13 protein-coding genes are annotated in these 13,914 nt (G+C 70.8%); 2 read left to right on the forward strand and 11 right to left on the reverse strand.

The features are described from left to right. Window positions 1-22 precede the first annotated feature (22 nt). The 4 genes from IEY88_RS03250 to asnB form a co-directional block, all read right to left on the reverse strand. Window positions 23-388 carry a hypothetical protein gene (locus IEY88_RS03250; protein ID WP_189153013.1) on the reverse strand — a complete coding sequence of 122 codons (366 nt, stop codon included), beginning with the start codon at window positions 386-388 and terminating at the stop codon, window positions 23-25. A 138-nt stretch (window positions 389-526) separates the two neighbouring features. Beyond that, window positions 527-1,273, reverse strand: coding sequence for an MBL fold metallo-hydrolase (locus IEY88_RS03255; RefSeq protein WP_189153014.1), 747 nt, complete (start codon window positions 1,271-1,273; stop codon window positions 527-529). A gap of 295 nt (window positions 1,274-1,568) precedes the next feature. Beyond that, the gene (locus tag IEY88_RS45410) at window positions 1,569-1,751 is read right to left on the reverse strand and encodes a phosphotransferase-like protein (protein WP_373294011.1); all 183 of its coding nucleotides are present in this window, start codon (window positions 1,749-1,751) and stop codon (window positions 1,569-1,571) included. Between the two features lie 238 nt (window positions 1,752-1,989). Further along, window positions 1,990-3,813, reverse strand: a complete 1,824-nt coding sequence (gene asnB, locus IEY88_RS03265; RefSeq protein ID WP_189153530.1) for an asparagine synthase (glutamine-hydrolyzing) — start codon at window positions 3,811-3,813, stop codon at window positions 1,990-1,992. Window positions 3,814-3,919: 106 nt separating this feature from the next. Here asnB and IEY88_RS03270 point away from each other — a divergent pair, with 106 nt between their 5' ends. Continuing rightward, the gene (locus IEY88_RS03270; protein WP_189153015.1) at window positions 3,920-4,903 is read left to right on the forward strand and encodes a methyltransferase; all 984 of its coding nucleotides are present in this window, start codon (window positions 3,920-3,922) and stop codon (window positions 4,901-4,903) included. Window positions 4,904-4,907: 4 nt separating this feature from the next. On the opposite strand, the gene IEY88_RS03275 is transcribed toward IEY88_RS03270, so the two are convergent. Both IEY88_RS03275 and IEY88_RS03280 read right to left on the reverse strand, forming a co-directional pair. Continuing rightward, window positions 4,908-5,345: a pyridoxamine 5'-phosphate oxidase family protein gene (locus IEY88_RS03275; RefSeq protein WP_189153016.1), complete on the reverse strand. Its 438-nt coding sequence runs from the start codon at window positions 5,343-5,345 to the stop codon at window positions 4,908-4,910. Beyond that, window positions 5,342-7,675, reverse strand: a complete 2,334-nt coding sequence (locus tag IEY88_RS03280) for a lantibiotic dehydratase (RefSeq protein ID WP_189153017.1) — start codon at window positions 7,673-7,675, stop codon at window positions 5,342-5,344. Before IEY88_RS03280 ends, IEY88_RS03275 begins: the two co-directional genes overlap by 4 nt. Window positions 7,676-7,764: 89 nt before the next feature. Between IEY88_RS03280 and IEY88_RS03285 the strand changes: the two genes are divergently transcribed. Next, a complete protein-coding gene (locus tag IEY88_RS03285) occupies window positions 7,765-8,955 on the forward strand; it encodes a M20 family metallopeptidase (RefSeq protein ID WP_189153018.1) in 1,191 nt (396 codons plus the stop codon). A 2-nt stretch (window positions 8,956-8,957) separates the two neighbouring features. Here IEY88_RS03285 and IEY88_RS03290 read toward each other — a convergent pair whose 3' ends face one another. Genes IEY88_RS03290 through IEY88_RS03310 form a run of 5 tightly spaced genes read right to left on the reverse strand, consistent with a single transcriptional unit; the run spans window position 8,958 to window position 13,911 of the window. Further along, window positions 8,958-10,769, reverse strand: coding sequence for a tryptophan halogenase family protein (locus IEY88_RS03290; protein WP_189153019.1), 1,812 nt, complete (start codon window positions 10,767-10,769; stop codon window positions 8,958-8,960). 1 nt (window position 10,770) lies between these two features. Next, on the reverse strand, window positions 10,771-12,120 hold the full coding sequence (locus IEY88_RS03295) for a cation:proton antiporter domain-containing protein (RefSeq protein ID WP_189153020.1): 1,350 nt from the start codon (window positions 12,118-12,120) through the stop codon (window positions 10,771-10,773). Between the two features lie 2 nt (window positions 12,121-12,122). Further along, complete coding sequence (locus IEY88_RS03300) at window positions 12,123-12,698, reverse strand: NADPH-dependent FMN reductase (protein ID WP_189153021.1); 576 nt, start codon at window positions 12,696-12,698, stop codon at window positions 12,123-12,125. Further along, window positions 12,695-13,255: a flavoprotein gene (locus IEY88_RS03305; protein ID WP_189153022.1), complete on the reverse strand. Its 561-nt coding sequence runs from the start codon at window positions 13,253-13,255 to the stop codon at window positions 12,695-12,697. The genes IEY88_RS03300 and IEY88_RS03305 overlap by 4 nt, the downstream gene beginning before the upstream one ends. Beyond that, a complete protein-coding gene (locus IEY88_RS03310; protein WP_189153023.1) occupies window positions 13,246-13,911 on the reverse strand; it encodes a VOC family protein in 666 nt (221 codons plus the stop codon). The genes IEY88_RS03305 and IEY88_RS03310 overlap by 10 nt, the downstream gene beginning before the upstream one ends. Window positions 13,912-13,914 lie beyond the last annotated feature (3 nt).

Genomic DNA, 13,914 nt, shown 5'->3' on the forward strand with positions numbered 1-13,914 from the left:
TGCCGAGCGCGGCTGGTGAGGACTACGCGAGGCAGCGCAACCACACCACACGCGGCCCGCCGTTCCCTTCTTCGCCGGGCTCCACATCCACGATGCCCAACCGCACGCGGGTCTTCGTGGCGGTGTCGGTACCGATGCAAGTGGGCCCATCCGCGCCGTCGTGCCACAGACCGTCCCGACTGGCCCACGACGCGCCGGTGACGATGTGGCTGTTACCGGCGCGGGTGTCGTTGCTGTCGTGCAACGAGATCGCTGTCCCGTGCGCGTTCGGCATCGCCCAGCCCTCGACGACATCGGGAGTCGCCGAGTGCCGCGTGGTGAACCCCCAGGCCCCGAACACGATCGCGACGACAACACCCACTGCCGCCGGCGCGACGAACCGCCTCATGTCCATAGCTGTTCATACCAGCACATGTAGCCAGCTGGGCTTGTCGACCGCTCCGCGGCATGTGCGGATGTTCTGGTTGAGCTGAAGCCCCGCTCATCGCGCACCGAGCTAGGAGAAGCTGTCGACTGAGGTCGGTGTTCAGTCGATGGTGAGGGGAATGACGAGGTCTTCCTCCGCTGCCAGCACATCGCCACCGAACTCGGCTCGCGCGGCGGCCACGGAGGCGGCCCGATCGTTGCCCGGCCAGAAGTGGGTGAGCAGGAGCCGGCGCGCGCCCGCGAACTGGGCCCATCGACCCGCCTCGGCCGAGGTCATCAGGTTGCGCACCGGCCGGCTGACTTCGCCGTCCCGATCGGTGGCCTCGACGATGAACAGGTCGGCGTCCCGGCCGAGTTCGGCCAGCAACGGGTCGGGACCGGTGTCTCCGGTGTAGGCGAGGATCATCCCGTCGGCCTGCAGCCGGACGCCGGCGTTGGGCACGTAGTGCGGCAGCGACACACCGGTCAGCGTGAACGGGCCGACCCGGTGGGCGCCGGGCAGGGGGTGCACCTCGAAGACCGCGCGCAGGTCCACATCCGGCTCCAGGCCGCTGAGCCGGGCGAGCACACCGGGCGGGCAGTAAAGCGGCATCTTCGGTTCGCGTGGACCGCCGTAGAGGCGTATGCGGAACAGGCCGTGCAGGTCGATGCAGTGATCGGGATGCTCGTGGGTGATGACCACAGCGTCCACCGCGCCATCCGGGCAGAGGGCCAGCAGACGAGGCAGCGTGGCATAGCCGAGATCGAGCACCAGCCGGTATCCGTCCCACTCCACCAGAAATCCGCTGCATGCTCGCCCAGGCTCGGGGAATGCACCACAACTACCCAGCACGGTGATCTGTCGCATCCCGGAATCATGCCTTTCGGTGACATCGTCGAGCGCATCTTCCTAGCCCGATCCTCCATCCCAAGCTCGTCTTCCGCATTGGAATACCGGTGGCCGTCCGCAGTTCGGCATGAGCGCGTCTCCCGCTCGGCACACGCTCAGCGGCATGAGAGTGCATGGATTCGGCAGTCGCATGCCCATAGAGGCGCGCACGGTCGGCCGGACGGCATCGCCCATCAGCGGGTCCTACCGCCGCATTGCGTGCGCAGTACGGCTCTGGCCAGTTCGGTAGGCGTGCCCGTGGTGCTGTCGACGGTCATGTAGATGGTGTCGTGGTTGTGAACCATGCGGTGGTGGCCTCGTGCGAGCCGTTCGGGTCGCGCCGGTCACGTTCTCGCTGTTCTGCGACCGCGAGCGGGCACGTGACGCACACCAGCAGCACGTGCAGACCGGACAACGCGTCCATCCATGCTGGCAGCAGGTCTGGAGTCAGCAGCAACTCGTCGATGACCAGGTTGTCACCTCCGTGTGCGAACGCGGCGGCGTCGAAAGGGCCACGCAGTACATTCGACCCCCTCGCGGGCGCTCACGTGCTCGCTTCAAGCTGCGAGGGCTTCCCGCTGTCGGCGAACGTCCGCTTCTGCCGATGAGCGGATGTCCGCCGAAACAGGCGCCGCCTCAGTCGCGAACGTGTTGAGCATGACCGGCCGAGTCTGCTGCGCTGTCCTACCCTCCGATCACCAGGACACTTCGGGTTTGTACAGCCGAAACCAGATTTCCAGGTCGATCACCCGTTCCAACGCCGCACGCGGCACCAAGGGCAGCTTCTCGACGTCCATCGTCAGCAGGTGGCTCAGCTTGCGCGCGTCGACCAGCGCGCCGACGGGGGAGTGCCGGTCTGCCAGGATTTCGCCCGCCCTCCGCTGGATCTCCGCGCAGTAGGAGACATTCTGAGTGGACGGATAGGGGCTCTTGCGGCGTTGCAGCACCGAGTCCGGCAGCAGGTCCCGTGCCGCCGCCCGGAGGACGGACTTCTCCATGCCGTCGAAGGTCTTCATCGACCAGGGGATGTTGTACGCGTACTGCACCAGCCGGTGGTCGCAGAACGGGACGCGCACCTCCAGGCCGGTGGCCATGCTCATGCGGTCCTTGCGGTCCAGCATCACGCGCAGCCACCGCGTCAGGCACACGTGGAGGATCTGGCGCATCCGCCGTTCCACCGCGCTCTCGCCCGGCAGCACCGGTGTGCGAGTCATGGCGTCGGAGTACGAGTCGGCGCGGAACCCGGTGACGTCCACCTTCGCCTCCACGTCCGGGCGCAGCATCGAGCCGAGCGCGTGGTCGCCGGTGACGAGCAGCCACGGGAACATCGGGGTCGCGACCATCCCCGGGTCGTGGAACCAGCCGTAGCCGCCGAACACCTCGTCGGCCGACTCGCCGGAGAGCGCCACCGTGGACCTCGCGCGGACGCCGCGGAAGAGCAGGTACAACGAGGAGTCCAGTTCTCCCCAGCCGACCGGGACGTCGCGGGCGCGCACTGCCGCGACGCGCACCTCCTCGGCCAGCAGGTCGGCCGGGTCGAGCACGATGCTGCTGTGGTCGGTGCCCACGTGGTCGGCGACGATGCGCGCGTACGGCGAGTCCGGCGTGCCGCGCATGTGGTCCGGCCTGAAGTTCCGTTCCTGGTCGGCGAAGTCGACCTCGAACGACGACACCGGCGTGTCCAGCAGGGCCGTGGCGAGCGCTGTCACCAGCGAGGAGTCCAGGCCGCCGGAGAGCAGTGAGCACCGCGGCACGTCGCTGACCAGTTGGTCGCGCACGATGCCGGTGAGCATGTCGCGGACCGTGTCCACCGTGGTGGCCAGGTCGTCGGTGTGGCCGGCGGCCGTGATCTCCCAGTAACGGCGCTCCCGCAGTCCGTCGGGCGTGAGGACGGCGAGGTGCCCGGCGGGCAGCTCCCGGATGTCCTCCCAGACCGCCGCGCCGGGGGTGCTGACCACGGCGAAGATCTCGCGCAGCCCGTCGGGGCCGACCTTCCGCGAGATCAGGGGGTTGGCCAGGATCGCCTTGGGCTCGGAACCGAACACCACGCCGTCCCGCGTTCGCGCGTAGTAGAGCGGTTTGATCCCCATGCGGTCGCGGGCCAGGAGCAGGGATCGGCTGCGGCTGTCCCAGATCGCGAACGCGTACATCCCGGTCAGGTGGTCGACCACCGCCTCGCCCCACTCGAGGTACGCGCGCAGCACGACCTCGGTGTCGCTGCGGGTGAGGAACGGGTGCCCCCGCTCGCGCAGCCGGCCGCGCAGTTCCTCGAAGTTGTAGGCCTCGCCGCTGTAGGTGATCACCACCTCGCCGGACGGCGTCGCCGCGGTCATGGGCTGGACCCCGCCGTCGAGGTCGATCACCGCCAGCCGCCGGTGACCGAGTCCGGCGGGACCCCGGGTCCACACGCCGCCCGCGTCCGGGCCGCGGGCCGTCATCGTCTCCGTCATGTCGAGCAGGATGTGCCGTTCCTTCATCAGGTCACGTTCGTAACTGACCCATCCGGTCACGCCGCACATGGTTTTCCAATCCACAGTAGACAGACCGAAACGGTGCGGTTGCTCCGTTTCGGCGACAAAGGCGATCGCGGTGGACCGCGCCGCCGGACGTCGGGAGGATGGCTACATGTCGAGTGATCTCCCTTCCCCCAACGAAGTCGTGCGCGAGCTGGTCACCGGGTACCGGCGGTCGCGGGTGACGTCCCTGTTCGCCGAGCTGGGCGTGGCCGACGCCTTGGCGGCCGGCGCGCGCACGGGCGCCGAGGTGGCCGTGGTCTGCGGCACGCAGGCGCAGACCACGGCGCGGCTGCTGGCCGCGGCCGCCGAGATCGGCCTGGTGACGGCGGAGCACGTCCTCACTCCGGCCGGTGAGCTGCTGCGGCACGACGTTCCGGGCTCGCTCGCCTCGTGGGCCGTCGCGTCGTGCGGGAAGCAGTACGAGGCGTGGCAGTCGAGCGCGTTCGCGATCCGGACTGGCCGGCCGGCGTACGACGAGGTGTTCGGGATCGGCTTCTGGGAGGAACTGTCCCGGGATCCGGTGGCGGCGGCCGGTTTCGACGCGGCGATGGCCGCGTCGGTCGCCGAGTGCTGCGCCCTGGTGCGGGACTCGGCCGACTTCGGCGGCGTGTCCACCATCGCCGACGTGGGCGGGGGGACCGGGACCCTGGCCGCCACCGTGCTGCGGGCCCACCCATCGCTGCGGGCGATGGTGATCGACCTGCCCGACGTGGTGAAGCGGGTCGCGGCCGAGGACGTCGAGGAACGGTGTGAGCTGGTCGGAGCCGACTTCTTCGCCGAGGTCCCGTCCGGTGCCGAGCTGTACGTGCTGTGCCGCGTGCTGGCCGACTGGTCCGACCGGGATGCCCTGCGGTTGCTGGAGAACTGCCGTGCGGCGATGGATGCGGGCCACCGGCTGCTCGTGGTCGGCGAGGTGCTGAGGCCGGGAGAACCGGCCGCCCGCGGCCTGCTCGACCTGCACCTGCTGATGATGATCGGCGGTCGCGAGCGGACCGTGGACGAGACGGCGGAACTCCTGGCGCAGACGGGTTTCCGGGTGACGAAAGTGACGGACCGGGCGCGGGTGAGCATGGTCGAGGCCGTCGCGGTGTGACCGGTCATCGCCCGCGCAACCGGGTCGGCCGGATCCGCACGACGGTCGGGTGAGAGCGTTCGAACGCGGCGACGCCCCCGAGCACGGTGTCGATGGCCTGCCGGTACTTGTCGAGGTACGCCTGGCTCAGGGCCGTGGCCGTGGGTTCCGGGTGTACCTCGGCGGTGCCCTGGAAGACGACGACGTCCCTGCCCAGCGGGCCGCCGTCGAAGTGCAGGGTCACCCGCGGCCGCGCCGTCAGGTTCGCCACCCGCGCCGAGCTCCTGTCGTTGTGCACGACGAAGGCCTCGCCGTCCCAGTGGAACCAGACGGGGTTCGGCTGCGCGACACCGGAGTCGCTCACGGTGGTGAACCAGACGACGCGTTCGTCGGCGAGACGGCGCCGCACGCGGTCGGCGAACTCCTCCGGGTGCCCGGCGAGCAGAGAGTCCAATGTGGTCACGAGGTGGAACCTTCCCCTTCGGAGTGCGGACGGACGAGGCAACCCAGTCGGAGCTCGGCGCACTGCGCGCCGTCCACCTGCCACCACAGTTGCCCGTGTGCGGGCAGCATTTCGGTCACCAGCGCGGAGTCCTGCGGCAACCGGCTCACCTCGAGGACCGTCAGCGGGTCGGCGAAGTTCACGTAGAGCGGCTTGGGCTCGGAGGGGTGGCGCAGGAAGACGTGCTGCGGCAGGCGCGCGTCCCGCCGCACCCGGTGCACGCTCAGGGGATCGAGACCGCCGCAGCGGATCTTCCAGCGCGCACGCTGGTAGACGGTGCCGTCGATGCTCACGCGAGGCGTGTGGTCTCCCAGGTCGATCGGAACGGGTACGAGAGCGGGCAGGGCGAGCGCGCGGTGCAGCGGCGAGGCCAGGTCGCCGGGGTAGAGCAGGCGGTGCTCGCCCCGGATCACGACACCGTCCGCAGACGGCGGCACCACGACCTCCCCGATCGGGACCACGTCCTCGGCTGGTTTTCCGGACCTGCCACTGAGTTCGACGGTGAGGCCGGGCAGTTCCGGCGTGACGTGCGCGCTGCGCCGGCGGCCGACCACCGCGGCGCAGCGATCACCGACGAGGTCGCGGACGAGAGCGGAGAACCGGGACCACAACGCCTCGGGCTCGCTGTGCAACGGGTTCTCCAGCCCGCCGTAGATCGAACTGCAGTCGTCGTGGAGCTCCGCCAGCAACCAGGAGGACAGTTCGCCGTCCAACGCCATCAGGTCGGGACTCGGCAGGCACGGGTCGTCGTCCGGCACGGCGTCCCACAGGTCCGCGAGTCCGGCGTGCAACTCGTCCGAACTCAGCCGCACGGTGCCGTCCGCGTCCGCCGGGGTGGTGCGGACGATCGCGGCGAGCCGGTCGCGCAGCGCGCGTTCCAGGGGGCCTTGCGGCGACAGGTCCACCGCGGTGAGGGCAGCCAGCGGTGCGGCCTTTCCGCCGAGGTGGGCGCGCAGGGCCGCACGGGCGTCGGCCCGCCGCAGGAGGCCACCGAGGTAGCACAGCGGCAGCACGGACGTCAGCGCCGCGCCGACGCTGTCGACGACCGGCGCGCCGAGTGTCACGCGTTCGCTGTACCGGCAGGTCCTGTCCTCGTGGAAGATCTCCCGGTCCGCGTAGTGCCCGCCGGGTCGCTGCCGTTCCCGCGAGCTGAACGCGGCGGCGATCTGCCGGGCGCCCGCGAACTCCTGACGCCGCAACGGCCACGCCCGCGCCGCGAACCGGTCACGGGCCGCGGCCAGTTCCGCGATCGAGGCATCGGCCCGCGCCAGTCTGGTCAGCGCGCGCAGCTCGGTCGACGGCAGGTCGATTACGGTCAGCTCGACGGCTTTTCCGAGCCTCGTGAGCTCCTCGACCACCTCGTCGATCGGCCGCTCGACCGCCGCCACCACCTCGCCCACGGTGCGCCCGTCGGCACTGTTCCAGATCGCCCGCCCCGCCGGCGACATCCGGAAGCGGCGACCGGTGGGCACGTGCACGAGTCCCTGGGCGGTGAGGGTGAACAACGGCGACCGCCGGACCCGCCTGCGGTCGATCGGCGTGCTGTCGACCAGGTACCGGGAGAGCGCGGAGACCAGCCAGGTGCTCGCTTCCACGTGCACGCGTTCGGCCTGTGGCGCGCCGATCTCCACCGGTACGGCACGAAGCCGGTCGAACCGGGCGAAGCGAACCGGCCCGAAGAACGACACGGTTTCGCACCGGGTGCTCAACCGCCTCAGATAGCGGTGCAGGGTGCCGGTCAGCCGGCGCGCCGACTTCTTGTCCAGCGACCCCTTCTCCGCCGTCCACAGCCTTGTCGCGAACTCGTGGAAATCAGGATTGGACACGTGCAGCGCGTGCTGGAGGCGATCGTCGTCGAATGCGCCGATCACCGCCTCCGAACCCGATTTCACCGCCTTCTCGTGCGATTCGGTGAAATTCGAGACAGCCGTGTGCCACCGCTCGGCGGACTCGGTCCACCGGTGTTCCCAGTCGCCCATTCCGGCCGCGCGCAGAAGTTCCCGCTGCCGGTCGTCGAGTCCTTTCCGCTCGCTGACCAGCGCCCGTGCCCGCCGCGCGGCGCGTTGCGAGCGCTGGCGATCAGCCGAGGCACCGGCGAATTCGGCCAGTCGTTCCCAGAAGTCCGCGAACTCCGCGGCCAGCGCGGACAACGCGTCCGCGTGCCCTGCCGCCTCGTCGGCCAGCGCGAGCAACGACGGGTCACCCGCCACATCGGCGAGCGCTGCGGGAAATCCCGGCGTGCGGATGAGCGTCTCCGGAATCAGTTCGATGTCGATCCGCCGTCCGGGCACTCTTGTGCTCCACGTGTGCGTCACATTTTTCCCAATGTTCATTCGGTCCGGACGTCGCTTTTTCCGCGTGCTCGCGGTAGGAATGAAATATGACTTTTCCCCTGCTTCCGGCTGAAATCTCCGCACGGTGTGAGCGCTCTCTCGACCGGTACCGGGACCGGCTGACGGAGCTCTCCCACGCGATCCACGCCCACCCGGAGATCGCGTTCGCCGAACACGACGCCGTGCGCCGGTGCGCGGAGGTGCTGGCGGGGGAGGGGTTCCGCGTCGAGACGGGCGTCGCCGGGCTGGACACCGCGTTCCGGGCCGAGTACGGCGAGGGCGAGCTGGTGGTCGTGTTCTGCGCCGAGTACGACGCGTTGCCGGAGCTGGGACATGCCTGTGGCCACAACATGATCGCCGCGATCGGCGTGGGTGCCGGGCTGCTCCTGCGTGACGTGGCCGACGAACTGGGGATCACCGTGCGGGTGCTCGGCACACCGGCGGAGGAGTCCGGCGGCGGCAAGCTCGTCCTGCTCGGCGCCGGGGTCTTCGCCGACGCCGGTCTCTGCCTGATGGCCCACCCCGCGCCCGCCGAGAACTGCGCCCCGCGCTCGCTCGCCGTGCTGGACCTCAAGGTCCGCTACACGGGACGGGCGAGCCACGCGGCGGTGGCACCGCACGCCGGTGTCAACGCCGCCGACGCCCTGACGGTCGCCCAGGTCGCGATCGGGCTGGCACGCCAGCACTTCCGGCCCAAGCAGATGGTGCACGGCATCGTGACGCACGGAGGCGACTCGCCGAACGTGATCCCCGCGCGGACCGAGGCGTTGTTCTACCTGCGCGCCGCCGACCTGGAATCGCTGGCGGAACTGGAGAAGCGGGTCGTCGCCTGCCTCCAGGCCGGCGCGACGGCCACCGGGTGCACTGCGGACATCCGGCCGGACACCCCCGCCTACGCCGAGCTCAGGCACGACGAATGGCTGGTCGCGGCCTACCGCACCGCGGCGGAGGTGCTGGGTCGTCCGCTGCACTCGCCGGAGGCCGAACGGGACATGCCGACCGGGAGCACGGACATGGGCAACGTCAGCAGGGTCGTTCCCAGCATCCACCCCGTCCTCGCCGTCGACTGCGGTGACGCGGTCAACCACCAGCCGGAGTTCGCCGCCGCGTGCGTGTCCGCCTCCGCAGACCGGGCCGTGGGCGACGGCGCGCTCGCACTGGCGTGGGCGGCCGCGGCCGCCGCCGCGGACCCCGTTCAGCGCGCACGACTGCTGAACGGAGTACGCGACCGCGCCTGAGTTCATGCCTTCGCAGCCCGGACGCGAGAACGGCTCGGCGCGTCCGGGTCGCTGCTGACGAGCCGTTCGGTCCCGCTGCGCACCACCCAGCTGTCCTCGTCGTCGAGGAGTTCGGCGTTCAGCCGGGGTTCGGTGTCGAACGCCGCGAGCGCCTGCTCGGCCGGCAGTGCCTGTGCCACCAGGGAGTCCGCCGCCGCCTTGCGGGCCGCCCACGACTCGACCGGTTCGGTCATCGGCAGCAGGCGCGTCGGCAGCCCCTGTCCCAGCAGCAGGCAGTCCACCCCGGCGAGCCCGTAGAACGTGGGCGCGGTCGCCTCCAGGAACCCGCGGACGATCGGGTCACGGAACCGCAGCGGCGCGCCACCCCGGTAGACCTCGAGCAGCGGTTCCAGGCCGGACACGTCGGTGGACGAGCGCGCGTCTCGCCAGAACTCCGTGTCCTTGCGGGTGTTGAACCGGTAGTGCAGGGACAGGAACCAGCGGATCTCGTCCCACTTCTTGGCCAGCGCGGCGTTCACCACCCCGCGCGGAGCGGGATCGTCCCAGGAGGCGGGGAGCGATCCGACCAGGGACAGGATGCCGAGCGTGATCATCATCAGACCGCTGGACTCCAGCGGCTCGACGAACGCGTAGGAGTTGCCGATCGCGATCACGTTGCCGCGCCAGCACTCCTCGTGCCGGCCCGAGCGGAACCGCACGGTCTTGAAGCGGTGCGCCTCGGGGTAGAGGCGGCTCAGCTCCGCGGTGGCGGCGTCCTCGTCGAGGAACTGCGAGGAGTGCACGTAGCCGACGTGGTCCTCGTCGCGGGTCGGGATCGTCCAGCACCACCCGGCGTCCATCGTGGTCGCTCGCGTGTACGGCTTGATCCTGCCGTCGTGCGGCACGACGGCGGTGATCGCGCGATCGGTCTTGAGGCTGTCGGTGAACGGGACGTAGGGCACCCCCAGCGTCTTGCCGAGCAGCAGGGAGCGGAAGCCGGAACAGTCGACGTAGCAGTCGAAGTCGAGTCGATCGCCGTCACCGGTCACCAGGTGGTCCACCCAGCCGTCGGCGTCGAGAGCGACGTCGGCGATGGTCGCGTCGACGTGCCGCACTCCCCGTTGTGCGGCCAGTTCTGTCAGGAACCGCACGAACCGGGCGTTGTCGAGGTGGTAGGCGAACGGCATCCGCTTCATCAGCGACAGGTGCTCACCGTCGCCGAGGTCGAACACCGGCGCGCGATCCTGGGCCATCAGCAGCGACTGCAGGGTGAACGCGTTGATGTCGCCCTGGGTCGCCAGCGATCCGAGCACCCCGACGGAGTTGCTGCCCCAGTCGAACGGGGCCATGAACCCGTCCGGGTGCGGCCCCCAGTCGAACCGGATGCCGAGCTTCCAGGTCGGCGCGACCGCGCGGTAGAGCTCGTCCGGGTCGATGCCCAGGTAGTGGTGCAGGAACGGCACCATCGACGGCGTCGTGGCCTCGCCGACGCCGATGATCGGGATCCCGGTGGACTCGACGAGGGTCACGTCGAGCCACGGCCGCTTCGCCCGCAGCGCGAGTGCGGTGAGGTACCCGGCGGTGCCACCGCCGATCACGCCGACGCGCCGGATCGCCCGCGGGTCGTCCTTGCGCGGTCGTGAAGCCGGGTCGATCCCGGCGTCGCGCGGGCCCCCTTCACCGTCGGCGCTGAGGACGCCGAAGTCGGGTGCCTGCGCCGGCCCTCCGCCCAGCCAGGCGCGCAGGCCGTCGGCCTCACCCGCCGGAATCCTGTCGAGCAGGCGGGAGAACGCGGCCGCGAAGTCCGCTGTGCCGCGGTCGCGGGACATCACCATCTCAGGTCCTTTCGGAGAGAACGGGAACAGGTGGCTTTGCGGTGGCGATCGCGGGCCCGGTCATCGCGGTGCACACGAGCGCGGTGATCATCAGCACGGTGAAGGCGGCAGGGCTCAGCACCCCGAGTCGCAGCCCTACGTCGAGGACGACGAGTTCGGTCAGGCCGCGGCAGTTCATCAACCAGCCCAGCGTCAGGGAGTCGCTCCACCGGGTGCCGACCGCGCGCGCGGCGAGCGCCGCGCTGCCGACCTTGCCGAGCACGGCGACGGCCAGCGCGAACGCCACCCAGCCCCACAGCGCGCCGCCGAGCCCCGACAGGTCCGCGTTCAGGCCGCTGACGGCGAAGAACAACGGGAGCAGCAACGCGCCCGTGACCGAACCGACCCTGGCGGTCGTGCGCTCGGCCAGGCCGGGCACCCGCGGCACGGCCAGGCCGAACGCGAAGGCGCCGATCACGGCGTGGATGCCGATCCAGTCCGTCACGGCGGCGGCGCTCAACGCCCCGAGCAGCAGCACGGCGAGCTTCCCGCCGGGCCCGAGCCGCTCGCCGGTCAGCAGGGTCGTGAGCAGTGGCCGCACCGCGAAGACCAGCAGCAGCACGAAACCGGCCGTCAGACCGATCGTGGCGGCGAAGCCACCGGCGACTCCGCCGAGCAGGCTCACCACCACCGCGAGGAGGATCCACGCCACGACGTCGTCGATCGTCGCGCAGGCCAGTGCCACCACCGCGAGCGGGCTTCCGGCCAATGGGCTGTCACGCAACATGTCCGCCAGCACGGGCAACGCTGTCACGCTCATGGCGATGCCGATGAACAACGCGAACGCGGGCAGGCCGACATCGCCGGGGGCGAGCGAGGAGTAGCTCGCGACGGCGAACAGCGCCCCGAACAGCATCGGCACCGCGAGACCGGCCAGGCTGACCGTCGCCGTGAGGTTGCCGTTGCCGCGCAACAGCTTCGGGTCGATCTCCAACCCGGCGAGGAACACGAACAGCACCACGCCCAGCTGCGCCAGGGTGGTCAGCGGGCCGGAGATCGCGGACGGGAACAGGGCGGCGTGCGCGTCCGGCCACACCGCGCCGAACACGGTCGGCCCGAGCAGCAGTCCGGCGGCGATCTCCCCGACCACCCTGGGCTGCCGCAGCGCCCGCATCGCGAACCCGGCCAGCTTGCAGCACAGGATGATCACGACTATGGCGATCAGCAGCCGGTACACCGGAAAGCCGTGACTCGCCTGTGGCGCGGCGGCGCTCGACGCTCCCTTGCCGGCGCCCAGCACCAGCACCGTCGCCACCGCGGGAACGATGATGAGCAACAGGTAGACCGCGCCGATTCCCCAGCGGCGAGGCACGGTCACACCCTGGCGAGGGTGCGGCTGGCAGCCAGCTCCAGCACCTGGGAAAGCATCGCGGGCAACTGGACCTGCGCGCGCGGGCTCGCGGGTTTCCGGTCTTCGCCGAGGAACGGCCCCGGCCCGGAGATCGCCACGGCGAGGGGGGTCGGCCAGCTGCGCAGGGCGTGTCCGATCGTGCGCAGGGTGGCGACGGTCGTGGTCGCGCCCTGGTCGCCGAGCGCGACCGACACGCAGCCGAGCGCCCGTCCGTCCAAATAGGGCCGTTCGTCTCCGGCGAGTTCGTTGATGTAGTCGAGGGCGTTCTTCAGCAGCCCGGAGATCGTGCCGTGGTAGGCGGGCGACACCAGCACGACACCGTCGGCGGCGGCCAGCGCGTCGAGGTATTCCTTGACCGCTGGGCGGTCGCGGAGTCCCTGTCCGGGAGCGTAGAAGGGGAACTGGAGTTCGTGGCCCTGGAAGACCTTCGCGGACGCGCCGCGGGAGGCGCACCACTTCGCGCACCACCCGGCGATCTGATCGGCTTTCGACCCGGGTGTCAGCGAACCGCTGAGCACCACGACGGCGGGTTCGGTCATCGTTCCTCATCTCTGTCTGTACGGGTCGGCGACGCGGTGAGCGCCCGCCAGGCCGCGGTCCACGGGAAAAGGCCCGCCGCGGAGCCCGTCGAACCTTCTTCCGGCAGTGCGGGGAAGTGTTCGTCGATCACCCGCACCCGCCACGACCGCAGTTCGGCGATCGCGGACACGAGCGCGGGGTGGGCGAGGTGCTCCCTGGTCGCGAACGGGACGACGACCACGGGAAGCCGGGCTCCGATGGCGGCGACGGCCCGGCCCGCGGCCAGGGTGTCGGACAGCCCGCGGGTGATCTTCACGAGCGTGTTCCCGGTCGCCGGGGCCACCAGGACTGCGTCGGCGGGCGGCAGCGGCTCGGGTTGTCCCGGTCGCCGGAAGTCGTGGGGGACGGGGAGACCCGTTTCCTTCTCCAGGGTCTCGACGTCGACGAACCGCAGCGCGGCCGGTGTGGCGATCACCCCGACGCGCCAGCCGTCGGCCTGCGCCTGTCCGACCACAGTGGACACTCCGGCGGCCGGGGGTGCGCCGGTCACGATCACGTGCAGCGTCTTCACGGCCATCGCAGGACCACCTCGCCTCCGCCGGTCGTGAGCACGACGTGGTCGACGCCGTCCGCTCCGCCCTCCGCCGTCACCGCGAGTGCCGCGGCGCCCGGCCACGCCGCCCAGTTCGCGGGGTCCGGCATGGTGATGCCGAGACGCGCGATCCCCGTTGGCACCGTGTCGTGCGCCGCGGCGGCCAGATCGCCGGCGACGCGGTCGCGCCGGCTCGCGGGGTCGCCGTAGCTGAGGAAGAACGGCCGGCACGGTCTGGCCCAGGAGTCCGCGAACGCGGCCTCCGCCCACGGCACCTGCTGACCGTCGGCGCGGACGGACACCCCTTCGAGCAGGCCGGGATCGCCCCCGGTGACCGCCGCGACCTGCTGTGCGACGGTGGCGATGTCGTCCACCAGCGCGGCCCAGTTCAGGAAGGCTGGTCCGGCGGCCGTGCGGTCGAGGAACGTCCTGCCGAAGTCGTCCGAGCTGAGCTTGGCCACGTCGTCCACGACGAGCAGTTCGAGGTACTGCACGAGCGGGGTGTCCATCGGGACGACCCAGCTCGCCGTTCCGTCCGGGTTCGGGCTGCCGTCGGTGATGCCGAGCCCGTGCTCGTCGCGAAGCCACTCCCGCAAGGGGCCGATGGTCCGCGCGCCGAGGATGACGTGGTCGATGCGCATCGT

This window comes from Lentzea pudingi (genome assembly GCF_014646255.1).
Classification (GTDB): Bacteria; Actinomycetota; Actinomycetes; order Mycobacteriales; family Pseudonocardiaceae; genus Lentzea; species Lentzea pudingi.